Source organism: Paraglaciecola mesophila KMM 241 (assembly GCF_000315015.1).
GTDB lineage: Bacteria > Pseudomonadota > Gammaproteobacteria > Enterobacterales > Alteromonadaceae > Paraglaciecola > Paraglaciecola mesophila.
The window spans coordinates 1-19157 of sequence record NZ_BAEP01000038.1 but is presented as its reverse complement, the minus strand read 5'-3'; the positions used below and the strand labels follow the sequence as shown (position 1 = coordinate 19157).

General features: G+C 43.8%; 15 protein-coding genes. 7 read left to right on the top strand and 8 right to left on the bottom strand.

Features of this window, described 5'->3' with window-relative positions:
• Window positions 1–94: 94 nt before the first annotated feature.
• Together gshA and GMES_RS08740 are read right to left on the bottom strand one after the other, a co-directional pair.
• Complete coding sequence (gene gshA, locus GMES_RS08745) at window positions 95–1684, bottom strand: glutamate--cysteine ligase (protein WP_006992285.1); 1590 nt, start codon at window positions 1682–1684, stop codon at window positions 95–97.
• Window positions 1685–1787: 103 nt separating this feature from the next.
• Window positions 1788–4664 carry a M16 family metallopeptidase gene (locus GMES_RS08740; protein WP_006992284.1) on the bottom strand — a complete coding sequence of 959 codons (2877 nt, stop codon included), beginning with the start codon at window positions 4662–4664 and terminating at the stop codon, window positions 1788–1790.
• A gap of 106 nt (window positions 4665–4770) precedes the next feature.
• On the opposite strand from GMES_RS08740, the gene GMES_RS08735 reads away from it, so the two are divergent.
• Genes GMES_RS08735 through GMES_RS08725 form a run of 3 tightly spaced genes read left to right on the top strand, consistent with a single transcriptional unit; the run spans window position 4771 to window position 6945 of the window.
• Window positions 4771–5334, top strand: a complete 564-nt coding sequence (locus GMES_RS08735) for an Hpt domain-containing protein (protein WP_006992283.1) — start codon at window positions 4771–4773, stop codon at window positions 5332–5334.
• Entirely contained in the window at window positions 5327–6043 is a 717-nt protein-coding gene (locus GMES_RS08730) for a TIGR01621 family pseudouridine synthase (RefSeq protein WP_006992282.1), read from the top strand. The genes GMES_RS08735 and GMES_RS08730 overlap by 8 nt, the downstream gene beginning before the upstream one ends.
• 17 nt (window positions 6044–6060) lie before the next feature.
• Window positions 6061–6945 (top strand): ketopantoate reductase family protein, encoded by an 885-nt coding sequence (locus tag GMES_RS08725; protein WP_006992281.1) that lies wholly within the window; start codon window positions 6061–6063, stop codon window positions 6943–6945.
• 116 nt (window positions 6946–7061) lie between these two features.
• Here the strand turns inward: GMES_RS08725 and lysS are convergent, their stop codons facing one another.
• Both lysS and prfB read right to left on the bottom strand, forming a co-directional pair.
• Window positions 7062–8615: a lysine--tRNA ligase gene (gene lysS / locus GMES_RS08720; protein WP_006992280.1), complete on the bottom strand. Its 1554-nt coding sequence runs from the start codon at window positions 8613–8615 to the stop codon at window positions 7062–7064.
• A gap of 43 nt (window positions 8616–8658) precedes the next feature.
• A protein-coding gene (gene prfB / locus GMES_RS08715; protein ID WP_152334448.1) for a peptide chain release factor 2 occupies window positions 8659–9757 on the bottom strand; the annotation gives its coding sequence in 2 pieces (ribosomal slippage) (window positions 8659–9681 and window positions 9683–9757; 1098 coding nt in all).
• A 27-nt stretch (window positions 9758–9784) separates the two neighbouring features.
• On the opposite strand from prfB, the gene GMES_RS22450 reads away from it, so the two are divergent.
• Window positions 9785–9925, top strand: coding sequence for a hypothetical protein (locus tag GMES_RS22450; RefSeq protein ID WP_006992278.1), 141 nt, complete (start codon window positions 9785–9787; stop codon window positions 9923–9925).
• A 19-nt stretch (window positions 9926–9944) separates the two neighbouring features.
• On the opposite strand, the gene argS is transcribed toward GMES_RS22450, so the two are convergent.
• From argS to GMES_RS08700, 3 genes are all read right to left on the bottom strand, one after another.
• Entirely contained in the window at window positions 9945–11681 is a 1737-nt protein-coding gene (gene argS / locus GMES_RS08710) for an arginine--tRNA ligase (RefSeq protein WP_006992277.1), read from the bottom strand.
• Between the two features lie 76 nt (window positions 11682–11757).
• A complete protein-coding gene (gene prfC, locus GMES_RS08705; RefSeq protein WP_006992276.1) occupies window positions 11758–13344 on the bottom strand; it encodes a peptide chain release factor 3 in 1587 nt (528 codons plus the stop codon).
• Between the two features lie 367 nt (window positions 13345–13711).
• The gene (locus GMES_RS08700; RefSeq protein ID WP_006992275.1) at window positions 13712–14698 is read right to left on the bottom strand and encodes a zinc-dependent alcohol dehydrogenase family protein; all 987 of its coding nucleotides are present in this window, start codon (window positions 14696–14698) and stop codon (window positions 13712–13714) included.
• Window positions 14699–14804: 106 nt separating this feature from the next.
• Here GMES_RS08700 and GMES_RS08695 point away from each other — a divergent pair, with 106 nt between their 5' ends.
• A complete protein-coding gene (locus tag GMES_RS08695) occupies window positions 14805–15710 on the top strand; it encodes a LysR family transcriptional regulator (RefSeq protein WP_006992274.1) in 906 nt (301 codons plus the stop codon).
• 210 nt (window positions 15711–15920) lie between these two features.
• A complete protein-coding gene (locus GMES_RS08690; RefSeq protein ID WP_006992273.1) occupies window positions 15921–16166 on the top strand; it encodes an HP1242/YdcH family protein in 246 nt (81 codons plus the stop codon).
• A 357-nt stretch (window positions 16167–16523) separates the two neighbouring features.
• Here GMES_RS08690 and GMES_RS08685 read toward each other — a convergent pair whose 3' ends face one another.
• The gene (locus tag GMES_RS08685) at window positions 16524–17336 is read right to left on the bottom strand and encodes an SDR family NAD(P)-dependent oxidoreductase (RefSeq protein WP_006992271.1); all 813 of its coding nucleotides are present in this window, start codon (window positions 17334–17336) and stop codon (window positions 16524–16526) included.
• Window positions 17337–17928: 592 nt separating this feature from the next.
• Between GMES_RS08685 and GMES_RS08680 the strand changes: the two genes are divergently transcribed.
• Complete coding sequence (locus tag GMES_RS08680) at window positions 17929–18195, top strand: type II toxin-antitoxin system RelB family anti-toxin (RefSeq protein ID WP_006992269.1); 267 nt, start codon at window positions 17929–17931, stop codon at window positions 18193–18195.
• The last annotated feature ends 962 nt before the right edge of the window (window positions 18196–19157 follow it).

The following is a 19157-nucleotide window of genomic DNA, read 5'->3' as shown; positions in this document are numbered from 1 at the left end:
CTTTTTTTTGTTCCTACCAATAGATTAGCAAATAGCAACAGGCACAAAAAACCCGGCTTAGGCCGGGCATATGATATATGACTACTATAAGCGGCTAATTAAACTGATAGGTAAAATAGTCACTTAAGAATTGATCAAAGCTCACAGTGTCAGACTGCTCGATATGATGCTGAGCATCCAACGAGCTCACAGCATGCTGACTAAGCTTTTCTGCGTCGAAGAACTTATATTCAGCTTGATTTAGGCTCTGCTTGTACGCTGAAGCCAATTCAACCCCTAAAGTGCCGTTATCTTTATTCTCACCTAGCAATATCGCCAATACCTTTGCAGAAGGCGTTAAAGCTGGATCCACAATTTTTTGCCACTCTTGTTCTACCGCTTTACTGTATTCAGCGACTTCATGATTGGTGTCTAATACTTTCGCTACTTGTCTCATGCCTGCAAATAATTCTGCGGCCCATTGGTTCATTGGCACAGATTCCCCCTCTGTTGAGAGCATCAGCTCAGGATCGCGACCATGATCAACTACTGCACGTAAGTTAGTTTCTGTTTCACGATATGAGTCCGGCGTCATATCCAGGCTGGGCATCACCACACAATACACAAGAAAAACATCTAAGAAGAAAAATTGATTACGCTCAATGCCAATATCACTAAACGGATCCACATCCAATGCGCGCACTTCGATGTACTCAACCCCACGAGCTTGTAAGGCGTCTGTCGGCTTCTCTAACGGTTTTGTGGGTTGTTTAGGGCGGATGGGTGAATACAGCTCATTTTCTATCTGCAGCACGTTGCTGTTAAGTTGCTGGTATTGCCCGTCTTTCTTACCCGCGTATTTCTCGAATATTTCTGAGGGCGTACTAATGGCTTTGCGTAACGAGGCTATATAAGTGTCGACTTGGTTATAACATGTCATCAAACCCGATTGCGCACTGTTGGTGTAACCCAGATCACTCATACGTAATGATGTTGCATAAGGGAGATAGAGCGATCCTTTGCCAATCGTTTTAAATGGTAAAGTGGTATTTTTGCCTTTGATGAATGAACTGCACAATGCAGGTGACGCACCATATAAATAAGGGATTAACCAACAGAAACGGCGATAGTTTCTAATTAATGCGAAATAAGCTGCTGACTTTGTTTCTTTATTATTTTCGCTACCTTCTACTTTGTCTAGCCAAATATCCCAGAAACTATCAGGCAATGAAAAATTGAAATGCACTCCCGCAATCGCTTGCATCATGCTGCCATATCGATTCTTTAAGCCTTCCCGATAAAGGCTTTTCATTTTACCCACATTCGATTTGCCGAACTGCGCAATGGGGATCTCATTCTGATCATCTATGTAGCAAGGCATACTCATAGGCCACAAACATTCATCACCAATATTGGCGAGTGCAAATTTATGTACGTCACGAAGCTGGCCCAATGTTTTATCAACATTTTGCTCAGGTGGCGTAATGAACTCCAAAAGAGACTCAGAGAAATCAGTCGTAATGTAATCGTGGGTTAAAGCGGCCCCCAATTTTTCATTGTGAGGCGTTTGCGCTAACTTACCATTAGGTTGAATACGTAGCGCTTCACGCTCTATTCCATGGCTTATGCCCGCCAATGTAGAAGCAAGCTCTTCTTTCGCTAGAATGGCTAAACGCTCGTTAAAATCTTTATCTAATGTTTGCAAAGTAAATTCCAATAATGTCAGCAACCCACAGTAAATGGGGAGCGTAAAAGTTATTTCAAGGAATATAGACCCTCGCTAAGCAAATATTCGCTCAGCTCAGGTATTAATATTCAACGGTCAGGTCAACCACTTCTCTTCCAAGCGTTGCCAACTGAGCGCGGATAACACTTGCATCTCCAACGACCACAACTTGCATTGAGTTAGGATCAAGCACCTTTGCAGCAAGTGCATTAAGTTCGGCTTTATCTATATTATGAATAATCTCATTTTGCGTCCCGCGGTACGATTTGTCTAAGCCGAAGGTCAGTAGGTGACGCAGAAATCCCGCTTTACTGGACGGTGTCTCATATTCTAATGCATCTCCTTGCGTAAAGGCATTGCGCATCAGTTCTAACTCAGTTTGCGTCATCCCTTTCTCATGATACTCACTTATTTCACTGAGCATTTCATGAATACCATCAGCGGTATTGTCTTGCTTGAGGTCAGCGCTAGCGTTAAACCAACCTAGCGTTTTGCCACCAATAAAATTGGTTGAAGCGCCATAGGTATAGCCTTTGTCTTCGCGTAAATTCAAGTTGATACGACTACTGAATACACCACCAAGTGCGAAATTCATAAGCTTACTTCTAAATTGCTCGCCTGTGGCATCGTACGGCAGGTAAGGTTTAAAGATAGATACGACTGATTGCTTTGCCCCTGGCTTATCCACCAGATAAATAACTGGCTTGCCCATCTCAGGAAATTCAGCATAGTCTTTTATTTCGTATGGTTTAGCCGGCCAATTTGTTAAAAAGGCTAACGATGTCTGCAAAGATTTCGTATCTATGTCACCGACTACCACTACGTTTGCTTTCGAAGGTGAATAATATTGCTGATAGTAGGCTTTCACATCTTCTAGAGAAATATTTTGAATGGTGCTCAGGGTGCCAGAATCTGGCAGGCTAACGCGGTTATCTTTACCAAATAGTAATTCGCTCACCGCTCGGCTTGCCAAAACGGATGGATTTTTAACTTGCTGTTGAAGTGACTGCGCAGAGCGTTGCTTCAACCGCTCGAAATCACTTTGTGAAAATGCTGGGTTGAACATCTTCTTTTTGAATAATGCTAAAGTTGCATCCAAATTACGTGACAAACTATTAATACGCACCGTGGTAAAGCGGCCATTTGCATCGAAACGAATGCTGCTGCCTAATAACGCTAATTGATTTGCCATTTCTTCATTGGTAAAGCCCTTGGTCGTTTCATTCATCATTTGAGCAGTAAAAGACGCTAAACCAGCCTTATCGATAGGGTCGAGTAAAGGCCCGCCTTCCATGTTGAAGCTAATCGAGACCGTGGGCGTTTCATCCGTTGCTAAGCTAACAAGGGTTAGACCGTTCTCAAAACGCTGCTCGTCAAAATCAGGCACGCTCACCACCGGTGAAGGCCCAGCTGGGGGCTGAATACTGCGATCGAAGGTATCAACAATCGTGGCTTGTTCGATGTGCGCCTGCACTGTTTTGATATTATCTAGTTGACGCTTTGGGACAGTGAAATTAGCAGGCTTAGCGGCTAAACCGACTTGGCCATTAGGCACGATACTTAACACCACACTCGGTTTATCTTTAATATAGCGCTGGTAAACACGCATCACATCTTTTGCCGTGACAGCATTGTAGCGGTCCAAATCGTACTGCACCATGTCAGGCTCGCCGTCAAAGGTTTGATTTGATGCTAGCGTTGATACCTTACCCGACACACTTTGCAAACCGAAGATCGTTGAAGACTCAATACCCACTTTAGTGCGGTTTAAATCGTCTTCGTTCACACCGCGCTTTTCAAACTCAGCCAACGTTTGCTCGAAACGTGCATAAAGCTCAGATAAATTGGTGCTATTTTGCGGGTTAGCGAGTGCGATTAACTGAAATTCACAGGCCAGCTCTTGGCAAGGGTGGGACACCATTGCTTGTACTGCGTACCCGTCTTTGACTAGATTTTTATAAAACAATGACGTTTTACCCGCCCCTAGAATATTTGATAGTACATCGAGGGGTGCTTCGTCTTCGTGGCGCACATAAACAGTAGGAAACGTGACCTGCAATAAGGGCAAATGTATTTCATCTTCTAAGGTAACAAAGCGCGTTTCATCTAGGGTAACGAGTTCTTTCTCAGCGTTTTCCACACTTGGCCCAGCAGGAATAGAACCAAAGTATTTGTTGGCCCATGCAAGCACCTGCTCCGGCTCGATGTCACCGCCAATGGTTAACACAGCGTTATTAGGGCCATACCAGCGTTTGAAGAACGCTTTTAGATCATCTACGTTTACGCGATTTAAATCTTCTAAGTAACCAATTGTTGACCACGAATAGGGGTGCCCTGCTGGATACAAGGCCTCCGAGTTACGCTCACTGCGCAGGCCATAAGGTTGGTTATCGTAACTCTGGCCACGCTCGTTTTTAACTGTTTCGCGCTGTATCTCAAACTTTTCTTGGGTCACCGAACCGAGTAAAAAACCCATGCGATCGGCTTCAAGCCAAATCATTTTTTCAAGTTGATTAGCCGGCACGGTTTCATAATAGTTAGTGCGATCAGAATTGGTGGTGCCATTCATACTGCCACCAGCCTCAGTCACTATTTTTATATGTTCGTCATCTGCGACGTTTTTCGAGCCTTGGAACATCATGTGTTCAAAAAAATGGGCAAAGCCTGACTTTCCCACTTCTTCTCGGGCTGAGCCCACGTGATACGTCACATCAACATGTACAAGAGGATCGGAATGGTCTTCGTGTAAGGCCAGGGTTAGTCCATTGGCAAGGCGATACTTTTTGTAGGGGATCCGAACTTGGTCGTCACTTGCACCATGCTCAGCGACTAAGGTTACCCCAGTAGGTAAATTTGTAGTCGTCGGTTGTGTCACTGTGTTGGTGGGTTGACATGCGGATAGAAAGCCAGCAAATGCCGATAATATAACGATTTTTTTTACCACGAGAAACTTGCCCATTGATTTACACTAGTTGAATAGTCTACCCTTTCATTCATAATAAAGTCACCCAGCTTGTGCTGATTGGCACCGCGCGATATTACCGCCAGCTCTAAGGATCCTGTACATGAATCAAGAACCCGTAATTTTCGATGTAGACTTTGCACTGCGCCAATTTAGCGGCAATCAGAGCCTATTGGTTAAAATGCTTGGTAAATTTAACGAGCAATATTCTGACACTGAAAACACACTTGTCAGTGATATTCGCTTACAAAATTTAGATTCGGTTCGACAGCTGGTTCACACTATAAAAGGCGTTAGCGGTAATTTAGGCATGTCAGCGCTGCATCAGGCCAGCCGTGATTTTGAAGCTCAAATTAAAGATGAAGAAAATGAAACCTTAGATTGCACCGCATACAATGCTGTGCTTCGTCAAACATTAACCTGTATTAATGAATATGTAGCCGCATCGCAAGACGCAGCGGGCACTGCATCAGTAGAAACCTCAGGTGTGGTCAACGCCCAAGGTAAGCAAGATTTATTAACGGCACTTAATAGAAACGAATTTATTACCCCCAGCAAACTCGATCAGTATATTCGCGATTGCGCTTTAGATGCCTCAGGTCAGGTTGCACTGCGAGATGCCATTGATGATCTTGATTACCCCGCGGCGATTGCCTTACTTGAATAGCTTCCCTGTCACGTCTATTCGTGTTGTTTTGGATCACCCCGATTTTTTTGTTATCGACAAGCCCCATGGAATAAGTGTGCAAAATGAATTGGACGCCCAGGGTATCCTGCCTGTGATGTGCGCCCAGCAAGCAGTCGACAAACTCTGGCTGGTGCACCGCTTAGACAAAGTCACTTCAGGTTTACTGATTTTGGCCAAAAATGCTCAAGCAGCAAGCACACTAGGCAAACTGTTCGAAGCACGTGCAATTGAAAAGTATTACCTAGCCTTGGGCAGCCCAAAACCAAAGAAAAAGCAGGGTACCGTCAGCGGTGCCATGAAGAAAATTCGCGATGGGAAGTGGGCGTTCAGTCAAGGCGGTACTGGAATAGCGACCTCACAGTTTTTCAGTAAAAGCGTTTCAGCGGGTATTCGGCTTTTCTTGCTAAAACCGTTAACTGGCAAGACCCACCAGCTACGCGTCATGCTAAAAAGCTTAGGCAGCCCTATTTTAGGTGATGCTTTATATAAGGGCATAGAACAAGATAGAACCTACCTACATGCTTATTGCTTGCGCTTTGAATACCAAGGGCAACTGATACAGCTTACCTGCCCTCCTTTTAGCGGCGAGCTTTTTACCAACGAAGACTGCCAAGTTGCTATGCGAGAGTACAGTGAGCCATGGTTAATATCTTGGCCTAAAACAAAACCAACTGCCGCCAGTAGATGAAATAGAGGAACCTATCAATGAAAGTGGCGATTTTGGGAAATGGCGCTATCGGTAACTTGCTGGTGCTTAAATGTTATCAAATAAAGCAAGATGTTGGTGTCTTCATGCGATCCCAGCAGCACTTTACACTTACTGCAACCGACATTGGGCATCAGGCCCATCAAATTAACATCGACTCACTTGCACGCGCTAGCCTGAGCGAATTTAATCTGCTGATTATTCCCGTAAAGGCCTATCAGGTAGTGAATGCGCTCAAGCAGTTGCAAACCGATTTAACACCTGTGCAAACAATTGTATTGTTGCACAATGGTATGGGGGTGATTGAGAGTGCAAAAGCACTGCTGCCTGATAATCCAATTATTGCAGCAACCACCAGTCACGCGGCCTATAAGCCAGATGCGCAGAGTGTGACTGAAACGGGGTTGGGAGTTTGCCATTTAGGCTATCTACAACATCCAGGGGCGATTGACTCTGAACAAATCCACAACATATTGAACCGACTTTTGGGGCCATGTACTTGGCATGAAAAAATTGAACAAGCTCTGTGGGACAAGCTTGCGATTAATGCAGCAATAAACCCACTTACTGCCATTCACAGAGTCAACAATGGTCAGTTAACCGAGTTGAAGTACCGCGCTGATATCGAAAGTATTTGTGCTGAAACAGTAAGCGTGATGACAGCCAGTGGATTTCATGCAGATAAAGGTGAGCTGGTCGAAAAGGTGCTTAGTGTGGCTAACGCCACCGCTACTAACTACTCATCTATGTATCAAGATATCGCTCATCATCGTTTAAGCGAAATTGCTTTTATTAACGGTTACATATGCCAAGAAGCCCAAAAACAGGGATTAGATGTACCATTTAATACTGAGTTGGTTAACAAAATAAACGCATTGGCATAAGAGCCTACCGGTAATGAAATGTGTTTTAGTAACCCTTCTGCCTCACTTAAACTTTTCACTTAGATACAAAAAGAGCGCTTATTAGCGCTCTTTCTTATACTGGACTTATTGACTGATTATTCAGCCTTGTCGCCGCTGACTTCTGGTTTCATATGCGGGAACAAGATCACGTCTTTAATCGTTGGGCTGTCAGTGAATAACATCACCAAACGGTCGATACCAATGCCTTCGCCTGCTGTTGGTGGTAAACCGTATTCAAGAGCACGAATATAGTCGTCATCGAAGTGCATCGCTTCATCATCACCTGCATCTTTCTCAGCCACTTGTTTACGGAAACGCGCTTCTTGATCTTCTGAGTCATTCAACTCAGAGAAACCATTGGCTAATTCACGGCCGCCTACGAAGAACTCAAAACGGTCAGTCACAAAATGATTGTCGTCATTACGACGCGCCAAAGGCGACACTTCCCACGGGTACGCAGTAATAAATGTTGGCTGATCAAGTTGCTCTTCGGCTGTTGCTTCGAAAATTTCACATAGGTACTTACCAGCACCCCAAATACCATCAACTTCTGGCTCTTTAATGTGCAACTGTTTCGCCATGGCTTTTAGCTCATCGAGATGCGCTTCAGGATCGTTGATCGCCGCTACATTTGCTTCAGGCCAGTACTTGATGACGGCTTCGCTCATGGTTAGACGTTGGAAAGGTTGGCCAAAGTCATAGGTTTTCTCTTCGACTACGTTACCTTCAGTATCTTTGATGGTGTTCTTAACGATGACAGTGCCTAGTACGTCTTGTGCAACCGTGCGCAACATTTCTTCCGTTAGGTTCATCAAGTCTTGATAATCAGCATAGGCTTGATAGAACTCAAGCATAGTGAACTCAGGGTTATGACGTGTTGATAAGCCTTCGTTACGGAAGTTACGGTTTATTTCAAACACGCGCTCAAAACCACCTACCACTAAGCGCTTTAGGTAAAGCTCAGGCGCGATACGCAAGTACATGTCAATGTCTAAGGCGTTATGATGAGTGTTGAACGGTTTTGCCGTCGCACCACCTGGGATCACTTGCAGCATAGGTGTTTCTACTTCCATGAACTTACGCTGACTTAGGAAATTACGAATACCGGTGACAATTTTGCTACGGATCATAAATGTTTCACGCGTTTGCTGATTGGTAATCAAATCAACATAACGCTGGCGATACTTAGTTTCTTGATCAGCAAGGCCATGGAACTTTTCAGGCAAGGGACGCAATGACTTAGTCAACAATTGGTATTCGTTCATAGTGACGTACAAGTCGCCTTTACCCGACTTGTGCAACTCACCTTTAACACCAATGATGTCACCGATGTCTAAACTGGTATAACGGGCTTTAATGTCTTTTTGCGTGTCTTTTGAGGCATACGCTTGAATGCGTCCTGTCATGTCTTGCAACAACAAGAATGGACCACGTTTGGCTAGAATACGCCCAGCAATACTAACCACTTTACCGAGTTCTTCTAGGGCTACTTTCTCGTGCTCACCAAATTCAGCTTGAAGATCTTCGCTATAAAATTCACGGCGGAAGGTATTAGGGAAACCGTTCGATTTACAGTTTTCACGGATCTGTGAAAGTTTAGCCCGGCGCTCAGCTATGAGCTTGTTTTCATCTTGTTGCTGTTCAGTCATCGACTTTCCTGATTTCTAGTAGCTGTATATTAATGTGGGTTTCTTACAAACCAGACTTTAAACTGGCTTGTATAAATTTGTCTAAATCGCCGTCCAACACGGCTTGGGTGTTGCGCGTTTCAACACCGGTACGTAAGTCTTTAATTCGAGAATCGTCCAGCACGTAGGAACGAATTTGGCTGCCCCAGCCGATATCAGACTTACTGTCTTCCATAGATTGCTTTTCTTCGTTCTGCTTTTGCATCTCGAATTCATACAGCTTGGCTTTTAGCTGTTTCATGGCTTGGGCTTTGTTTTTATGTTGCGAGCGGTCATTTTGACACTGCACTACAATATTCGTCGGTTCGTGGGTAATACGTACCGCAGAATCGGTTCTGTTTACGTGCTGACCACCCGCACCAGAGGCGCGATATGTATCAATACGCAGATCAGATGGGTCGATATCTATCTCAATATCATCATCAATTTCTGGGTAAGCAAACACAGAGGCAAACGAGGTATGACGTCGGCTTCCTGAATCAAAAGGAGATTTTCGAACTAAGCGATGTACGCCCGTTTCGGTGCGCAGCCAACCAAATGCATATTCACCTTCAAAGCGAATGGTTGCACTTTTAATACCGGCAACATCCCCATCAGAGACTTCAATCAACTCAGTTTTAAAGCCGTGAGCTTCACCCCAGCGAAGATACATGCGCAGCAACATACTGGCCCAATCTTGCGCTTCTGTGCCACCCGAGCCTGACTGGATGTCAATATAGCCATCGTTAGCGTCATTCGGGCCGCTAAACATACGACGAAACTCTAACGTTTCAAGTCTAGATACCAACTCAGCTAAGTCTTTTTCAGCTTCGTCCAGTGTTTCTTGGTCGTTTTCTTCTACCGCTAATTCAAGTAGTTCTTCAACATCAACACAACCCTGTTCCAGAAAAACAATGGTTTCTACCACTTGCTCTAAGGTAACTTTTTCCTTACCAAGGGCTTGAGCACGTTCCGGCTCATTCCATACATCAGGGCTTTCTAATTCGCGGTTGACTTCTTCAAGGCGTTCACTCTTTTGATCATAGTCAAAGGTACCCCCGAAGCGATGCACTGCGCTGCTTTACGTCACTGATAGTATTTAATATTGGATTGATTTCGAACATAAACCTTAACATTGTCATAGCGATTGAATGGCGGCGGATTTTACCGGATTTTCTGTATTAATGACAGACGTCAAGGGCGATGAAATAAAAATCAATATTCGCCAGCCACGACTACAACCATCATCACAAACAAAAACACCCGCTAAAAAGCGGGTGTTTGCATTTTAACATCGTTGAAGCTGCGGTGTTACATACGCTCCATAGTGTCGATACCCAATAAGCTTAAGCCCGATTGCAAGGTTTTAGCGGTTAAGGCCGCAAGTGTCATTCGACTATCGCGCACGTCCTGTTCAATGCCGTCTTTTAACATCGGGCAGGCTTCGTAAAAGCTCATAAACAAGCTAGCAAGCTCGTACAGGTAAGTACACAAGACATGAGGGGTGCCCTCTGCAATGACTTGGTTAATGGCTTCAACATATTGTAGTTGCTTCACCGCAAGGATTTTTTCTTGAGGGGCATCAAGTGAAATCGGTGCATTTAAGGTTTGGTGATCAACTCCTGCCTTACGGAAAATACTCATCACACGCGTATAAGCGTACTGCAAATATGGTGCTGTATTGCCTTCAAAACTGAGCATGCTGTCCCAGCTAAACATGTAATCAGTGGTACGGTTTTTACTTAAATCAGCGTACTTCACCGCACCGATACCAATTTTATTGGCCAGTACTTTTAACTCGTCACTGGATAAATCAGTTTCGCGTTTACTCAATAACGCTTCAGCACGCTCAACCGCTTCATCTAGCAGTTCAACCAATTTCACGGTCCCGCCTGTACGGGTTTTGAAAGGGCGACCATCGTTGCCTAACATCATTCCAAATGGGCAGTGCTCATAGGTTTGCTCCGGCTCAATAAAACCAGCTTTACGGGCAACCAATTCGGTTTGCTTGAAATGCAACGCTTGTCGCGCATCAGTCAAAATCAGTGTGCGATCAGCGTGTAATTGCTTATTACGGTGACGTATAGCCGCTAAATCTGTAGTAGCGTACAAGTACCCACCGCCAGATTTTTGCACGATATACGCAGCAGGGTTGCCTTCTTTATCAGCTAATTCGGGTAAAAACACCACTTGTGCGCCTTGGCTTTCAACCGCTAATCCTTTGGCTTGCAGTTCGTTTACCACGTTGGCCAAGTCATGGTTATAGGCACTTTCACCCATAATGTCGTCACGGGTTAAGCTCACATTGAGCTTATGATAAACCTCTTCACTGTGGGTAATCGACACATCAATAAAGTTCTGCCATAAGGCCAAACAATGGCTGTCGCCACCTTGTAGTTTCACCACGTATTCACGGGCGCGATCAGCGAAGCCTTCTTCTTCATCAAAACGCACTTTCGCTTCACGGTAGAAGTCTTCTAAATCAGAAAGTGCTGTTTCAGCGACTTGGTTTGATTCAAGTTTGTCGTTTAGGTGCGCCAGCAACATGCCGAATTGCGTCCCCCAATCCCCCATATGATTTTGGCGAATAACCTTGTGGCCCATGAATTCGAGCGCTTTGACGACTGCATCACCAATGATAGTGGTACGTAAATGACCTACGTGCATCTCTTTAGCTAAATTAGGCGACGAGTAATCCACTACCACCGTTTTGCTTGGCTGGGCTTCAATGTTTAAGCGAGTGTCTGCAGCAGCCTCTGACAACTGTGCTGCAAGCCACGCTTTGCTCAGATAAATATTAATAAAACCTGGGCCCGCAACTTCAAGTTTTTCCGCAATACCATCAAGCTCAACGGCTTCAACTATTTTCTCAGCAATATCACGTGGTTTTTGCTTTAGTACTTTAGCCAATGCCATGGCACCGTTGAATTGATAATCACCAAAGCCAACTTTTGTTGCACGGCTAAGAGGCGCGGGAGAATTTTCTGGCGCGCCTATAGCAACTAAAGCCGCGCTAAATTTATTCAATAATAGTGTGTGTAAGTTCATATTTTAAAAGCCAATAGTCGTATTCGTTGAACACATCGATGATGTGCAGATTGGTGGGGCGAACTGCCCCGAACCATTAATGCTCGCGAGTTTGATGAAACTCTATATCGGGGTAGCGCTCTTGAGCTAACGACAAGTTGACCATAGTCGGTGCGATGTAGGTCAGGTTGTCGCCACCATCAAGGGCCAAATTGGCTTCGGCCTTGCGTTGAAATTCATCTACTTTTCGCTCATCTTTTCCGTATATCCAGCGGGCAGTGGCTACGTTGATATGCTCGTACATGGCATCCACATTGTATTCGCCTTTAAGACGAGCAACGACAACATCAAACTGCAATACACCCACTGCGCCCACAATCAAATCGTTGTTTTGCAATGGTCTGAATACTTGCACTGCGCCTTCTTCAGAAAGCTGGATCAAGCCTTTAAGCAATTGTTTTTGCTTAAGCGGATCACGCAAACGAATTCGCTTAAATAACTCAGGGGCAAAGTTAGGAATACCGGCAAATCGGAACTTATCACCTGCGGTAAAAGTATCGCCAATTTGAATCGAGCCATGATTATGTAAACCGATGATATCGCCTGCATAAGCTTCTTCGAGAAGCTCTCGGTCACCCGCTAAAAATGTTAAGGCATCAGAAATACGCACATCTTTACCGATACGGCTTTGATGCATTTTCATGCCTTTTTGATATTTACCCGACACAATCCGGCAGAACGCAATACGATCTCGGTGCTTGGGATCCATGTTGGCTTGAATTTTAAACACGAAACCACTAAATTTTTCGTCTTTTGCTTCCACTTTACCTTGGTCAGTTTCACGGCCTTGTGGAGAGGGAGCCCAATCAACCAAGCCATCAAGCATGTGATCCACACCAAAGTTACCCATAGCGGTACCGAAAAAGACCGGGGTCAATTCACCGGCAATAAATTCTTCTAAATTAAATTCGTGAGAGGCACCCTTTACCAACTCCAACATATCACGCAGTTCGTCAGCGTAATCGCCAATCGCAGTGTCTAGTTCAGGATTGTCTAAGCCCTTGATAACCCGCTTTTCTTGGATGGTATGACCTTGCCCAGTGCGGTACAACGTCGTTTCGTCACGCAGCAAGTGATAAACACCTTTGAATTCTTTACCCATACCGATAGGCCACGTAATAGGTGCACATTTGATATTGAGCACGCTTTCCACTTCATCGAGCAGATCGATAGGATCACGCGTATCTCGGTCTAGTTTGTTCATAAATGTAATGATAGGTGTATCACGTAAACGTGTGACGTCCATCAACTTTACGGTTCTAGCTTCAACACCCTTCGCGGCATCAATCACCATCAAACATGAATCAACCGCAGTAAGCGTACGGTAGGTATCTTCTGAGAAATCTTCGTGACCTGGAGTATCAAGCAAATTCACCAAGCAATCAGAATAGGGAAATTGCATTACGGATGTGGTGACAGATATGCCCCGCTCTTTTTCCATCTCCATCCAGTCAGATTTAGCATGTTGTCCAGACTTTTTGCCTTTCACGGTACCAGCACGTTGTAAGGCATTTCCGAACAATAATACTTTTTCTGTAATGGTGGTTTTACCCGCATCCGGGTGAGATATAATAGCAAAAGTACGTCTGCGTGAGACTTCTTGCGGGACTAAAGCGTTCGACATCTAATAAAATCTTCTCGTGTTTTCACGGTTTTGTATGCACAGGTAGAAGCCATCAATTGCGCTTCAATCGTCAAATCCGTCTTGTTAATCGTCATTGCGCGCTATTTTCGCTGATATTAGGCACATAAACAATCAATGCTTGCGGATCAGTCCGGATTTATACTTTTAAAACGAATAATAGCGTTTCCTCAGCAGCTCTGCTGAAAGCGAATGACACAAAGCAAAGATGGGAAAGGCAAGATTTTTCATGCCAAAAGCAAAACTACGTAAAAGAAGAGAAATAAAAAAGGGGCCAAATTGGCCCCAAAGCTAGCGCATTGCGCTAGTAACGCAGTATGTACTCAACACCAAACTTTTACTTAATGGGTTAAATATCGATAACCACTTTACCTAGCCCTTGACCACTGGCTAAACGATCGTGCGCTTTGCCCACTTCTTCGAGGCTGAATGTCAGATCATCTAATACCGGGCGTAAATGGCCAGCTTCAATAATGCCTGCGACTTCTGTTAAAATCTGGCCGTGTACTTCACGTTTGTGGTCGTGCAGCATCGGAATAAGCATAAACACCACGTGCAATGATAATCCTTTGAAATGCGCGCCTGATAGGTCGAGTTCAAGCAAGGATACTGTTGTGGCAATTTGTCCATTTAACGCAGCTGCTTCAAATGAATTCAGCAGATTCGCACCGCCGACTGAATCGAATATCACATCAAAACCAGCGCCTTGGGTGTGCTTTTGTACATAATCCGCAACCGTTTCTGTTTTGTAATTAATGCTGGTCGCGCCCAATTCTTCAATTAGCGCAGTTTGTGCATCGCCGCCACCAGTTGAAAAGACGTTAGCACCGAAGTAGCGTGCTAGTTGCAATGCAATATGCCCTACACCACCAGAACCGCCATGTACTAATACGTTTTGACCTTCTTTAACCTGTGCCCGTTTTAACCCTTCGTAAGCAGTGATGGCAACTAGAGGCAATGCAGCGGCTTCACGCATCGATAAATTTTTAGGTTTGTTCGCGATTAATTTTGCGTCAGCAAGCATGTATTCGGCGAGAGTCCCCTGTAAATCGGCTAACCCACCAGCACAGCCGTATACTTCATCACCCACGGCGAAGTCCGTGACGCCCTCGCCTACGGCTTCGATGATACCCGCGAAATCCATACCTAATACAGCTGGTGCGGGTGGCGACAAGGGTAGATCTGGGCCCATTTGCCGAATCATCATGTCAACTGTATTAACGCTACTGGCGGCAACGCGCACTAAAACGTGGCCAGGCTTTATTTCAGGCTTAGCTATCTCGGTTGACGTAAAAACACTGGAATCACCAAATTCATTAACAATCATCGCTTTCATCACAAGGACCTCTTTATTGATTAAGAATGTGCATTGTAACCACTTCACTTTGTAGTGATAATCGGGCAATGGATACAATCAGTTTTTAGATTTAGTTGATAATAGAATGAATATTGAGCACCTCAAGCTTTTCGTGCGTATCGCAAGAACTTGCAACATCAGTGCCGCGGGCCAAGAACAAGACTTATCGCCGGCAGTAGCAAGCGCTTATATAAGCAAACTTGAAGATAATTTAGGTGTGCGCCTTGTACATCGGACTACTCGTAAGGTGTCATTAACTGAAGAAGGTGAAGCGTTTTTACCTCATGCAGAAGAAATACTTACGAATATCGAAACTGCACGGGCTTCAGTGGGCGATGGTGAGCATAACCCTAAAGGTGTTTTGAGAGTTACGGCTCCAGCCTCTTTCGGGCGGATGCATATTGTTCCTGCATTGGAAAAATTTTTAGCTCGCTATCCAGATTTATCAGTGGATTTTCGCTTTAATGACTCGATAGTCGATTTAGTTGAAGGTGGCTTTGATATTGCGATACGCGATGCAGCTTTAAAAGACTCCAATTTGTTTGCGCGCAAACTCGCGCCAGATCGCCGTATTGTTTGCGCTTCGCCAGAATACATAAAAAACCATGGAGCCCCTAAAACACCTCAAGATATAACGGATCATAAATGCGTAAATTTAATGGGCCTTGACACTTGGGACTTCGAAACAGACAAAGGTCCCGTAAGTGTAAAAGCAACGGGGAAAATTCGTATTGATAATGGTGAGGCTGTGCGAGACGCCGCAATTGAAGGCTCGGGCCTTGTTATGTCATCTATCTGGTGTGCCTATCAGGCTTTGCAATCGGGTCAACTCGTTCAAGTGTTAGAGGATTATCCCATGGTGTCCAAAACGGCGATTTGGGCAGTTTACCCGAGTAATCGCCAGTTAGCGCCAAAGGTGCGCGCTTTCATTGATTTCTTCTTGGCATATTATGGGCAAACTCCTTATTGGGAGCGAGCGTTGCAAAAGTAGTTACTCACAACATTTACAGCGATAGCATCTGCGGTGCGCGATAGTTATTTCCCGTACCAATGATTGACAAACGCCCCTATCATCCCTATGTCTTTTGGTGGTGGCGTTAGCAGTTTGATTGAACACACGTCGCGTTTTGATGTTACAAGCGTCGATTAAAATTCAATGCAGATTGTATATGTCAGTTTATTCATAAAATAAGGAGTCAACATGTTAGGCGAAAATCACTCACTTAATAGCGATTTCCCCGAGTACAGAGAAGTCATCTCAACACTCAATAAAAACGATGCCAAATTTGCTGAGAAGGCAAAGCAGTACGACGAATTAGATAAAGAAATACGCGTGTTAGAACTTAAAGACGCCCCCATTGATGACGAGGCGATGCATCAGATGAAACACGATCGCGCTATGTTGAAAGATTTACTCTATCAGCGGTTACTTGAGGAAAGTAAATAGAGCTGTATTTAGATCGCTATTCATGAAGTGCCTGTTTAAGGTACTTCATGTTTACCCTCTTGTTTAACTCCGCTTGACTAATCACATATCACCAAACGTTTTAATTGCTAAGCGCTTACGTTAGAAACTATCTAACTGAAACCCAGTTCATTGTAGTCATCTGTTTCATTTTACGGACAAACCCGCCTGTGGGGATCATGAATACTGCGTTTGGCTCTGCAAACGCACTTTTTAACTGTGCAGACATGCCACTGAAAACTGTCACTTGTGCAATATCGACTACATCAATAAACAATTTGAGACTTGGCAGTATCTAAAAGACACTGCCACATAGAGTAGAATTCACGAGACACGCTTTTATTTAGAGGTAATACGCTGAATAATATCATCCATGGCGGCCACTACTGTTTGCGTTTTTTGCTCATCCAGGGCGTCGCGATGTGGTTGAGCGAATAGCTCAATATCATTGTCGTAGTAGAGGCCAGAGGCCTGTGAAAACTCTTCAGATAAAGCACCGCGGCATAAAATATCAGCACCTACGCGCAAATCACTACCCGCCATACCATAAGCATCTTTTACCATCTTACTGCCTAGTAATGACTTCGGGTTTACTGCAACGATCACAGGGCCGGACTCAGCTAACGCCCCCCCTAATTGACGAGACCACATGGTTAGCGCAAGTTTACTTTGGGCGTAGGCTTGTGAGTCATTTATAAGCTGATTACCCGCTAATGCTGCCAGACTAACAGGCGCTTGAGCTGCCGAAGATACATTCACCACTCGAGCATTTTTACCAAGTACAGGAAGCAACGCCTTCGTTAATATATACGGGGCTATCGTATTAACCACAAACCTCACGTCTAGTTCATCCGCAGTCATGACAGATGGCACTTTATATACCCCTGCATTATTAATTAACGCATCAAGCACTTTATGCTTTTTTTGAATTTCATCAGCCAATTGGATCACTTGGCTGACGTTAGACAAATCGGCCAGATAACACTCCGTTTTATTACTGCCTGTTGCAGAGATTAATGCGGCCTGTGCATCTTGTAACTTACGATTATTGCGACCGTGTAATAACACAGTATGACCTGCAGACAACAACATTTTCGCCGTTTCAAAGCCAATTCCATCTGTTGCGCCTGTCACTAAAATTGTTTTACTCATGCTCATCTCTCCAAGTGCGAAAATAAATTAATCTAACGTTAGCTGAACGCTGCCTATGAGCGGTAGCAACACTTTCCAGTGGGGGCAATTAAGCCCCAATAAATGCCAGTGCTTAATACCATATGGGAAGCATTAACACTTCTATGTGTAAACGTTTCGATTCAAAACACCGATAGATTATCACTCAAGCAATTACCTGATAACGACCTGAGAAACGGAATCAGTTTATAGAATCGATTGATAATGGCGATGAGCGACTGCAACAATTAGCGCCGATTCCTGAACAATATCCCGTTTTAGTACTGTATTTCACCTCTGAAAACTCGTTTATTGCTTAAACGACCATCCTCAGCGCAGGCCCTTCTATTAGCGCTTGCCATATATACTGTGTTTATGACCGGCAGCCCCTAAAATCGCCCTAAGTTTAAGAATCTTATACAAAATTTAATTACCGATTAATTAAAAATCTTTGTTAAAAGTCATTTACAAGTCACTAGCATTGCCTTATATTCGAACAATAAAGGGTAACTTTTTAGACCCACAACCACTAAATGTTCGATTAAATCATGTTTAGGAAGGAAGCCAGCTCACTATGTCACGTAGAAAGAAGTTCAGCGGTGTACAACTTAAATCACTTCGCAAAGAAGCTGGTTACACACAAGGCGAACTCGCGTTACGAGTCGGTATAAGTCGGGAAACTGTGTCGGCCATCGAAAACGAAAAGCCTGAAACAATGAACAGCATAGGTGTTGAGGTAATTAGTAAGTGGTGGGCAGTGTGCAGGCAAAAAGCATCTGAACAAACCCGTGAGTCTTTCTTTTCTACTGTTATGGATTATTTCGGCTTCAACCATACCTAATGTTATTGCGCGCATACTTACCCAAGCTAATTACGGCCCTCTTTGGAGGGCTTTTTATCGCCGCAGGAATTATAACTTTTAATGACGCCGTTTTATTTGATCTACTATTTATAGGAGTTCTGGTATTCACTGCTTTAATTTGTCGCAAAGATATAAACGTGCTCGGTGTAATCACAATTATTTTTTTACTACGCGCACTCGACGAAGCAGTCTGGTTTTTTATAAACGGCAATATTGAAACTAAACTATTACTCTATTCATTTAGCCTAGGGATCTCGTATTATTTGAGGCATGATTGGGCTGCAAAGTTACTACTAATTGTTACCCTGATAATATCAAGTATAGAGGTTTACTGGTTTGCTTCTGCGTACCCCCCACCAGAAATATACTGGAATATAGCGCTAATAATCGTCACTCTAATTGCTAGAAATTTGATATTTTCGAGAGTAAGTATTACCGAGAACTGGTTTAATTTACGTTCTAAGTCAATAAATTTAGATTGGACAATATTTCGCTTATACGGGTTATCTCTTATTTTACAGGTAGCCGTTGTCTTAGAATATTTAATTCGGCACCTAACTAACTCCCCACACTTGCTTGTTTTCTATTCCGCGACCCCCTATATAATGCAGGTAATTTCAATATTAGCTATATGGGTAACTTTCCAAGAAAGTTATAAACTCCTGTTACCAAGATTATTAAAAGCCTAAAACTCCACATCTGCTGATAAAAACGACATAATCTTATTCGCGAATATTCGCTTTAATTAAGATAAGTCGAGGAAGTTCAGATGAAAAAAATTATTTTGGCCGTTGGTTTTTCACTTTTTTCAGTTGTTGCCAATAGCTCTTTTGATAATAAAAATGAATACATTAACTATAAATATAATCCCCAAGTACCAATTAATACCGCTCTTAACTTTTCGTTAATTCAAGATGAATTAGCAAACAACTCACCTGTCA

Coding starts and splice junctions, on each gene's coding strand:
- GMES_RS08740 (WP_006992284.1), bottom strand. CDS start 4,664: ATGGGCAAGTTTCTCGTGGTAAAAAAAATCGTTATATTATCGGCATTT.
- GMES_RS08735 (WP_006992283.1), top strand. CDS start 4,771: ATGAATCAAGAACCCGTAATTTTCGATGTAGACTTTGCACTGCGCCAA.
- GMES_RS08725 (WP_006992281.1), top strand. CDS start 6,061: ATGAAAGTGGCGATTTTGGGAAATGGCGCTATCGGTAACTTGCTGGTG.
- lysS (WP_006992280.1), bottom strand. CDS start 8,615: ATGACTGAACAGCAACAAGATGAAAACAAGCTCATAGCTGAGCGCCGG.
- GMES_RS22450 (WP_006992278.1), top strand. CDS start 9,785: ATGGCGGCGGATTTTACCGGATTTTCTGTATTAATGACAGACGTCAAG.
- argS (WP_006992277.1), bottom strand. CDS start 11,681: ATGAACTTACACACACTATTATTGAATAAATTTAGCGCGGCTTTAGTT.
- prfC (WP_006992276.1), bottom strand. CDS start 13,344: ATGTCGAACGCTTTAGTCCCGCAAGAAGTCTCACGCAGACGTACTTTT.
- GMES_RS08700 (WP_006992275.1), bottom strand. CDS start 14,698: ATGAAAGCGATGATTGTTAATGAATTTGGTGATTCCAGTGTTTTTACG.
- GMES_RS08695 (WP_006992274.1), top strand. CDS start 14,805: ATGAATATTGAGCACCTCAAGCTTTTCGTGCGTATCGCAAGAACTTGC.
- GMES_RS08690 (WP_006992273.1), top strand. CDS start 15,921: ATGTTAGGCGAAAATCACTCACTTAATAGCGATTTCCCCGAGTACAGA.
- GMES_RS08685 (WP_006992271.1), bottom strand. CDS start 17,336: ATGAGTAAAACAATTTTAGTGACAGGCGCAACAGATGGAATTGGCTTT.
- GMES_RS08680 (WP_006992269.1), top strand. CDS start 17,929: ATGTCACGTAGAAAGAAGTTCAGCGGTGTACAACTTAAATCACTTCGC.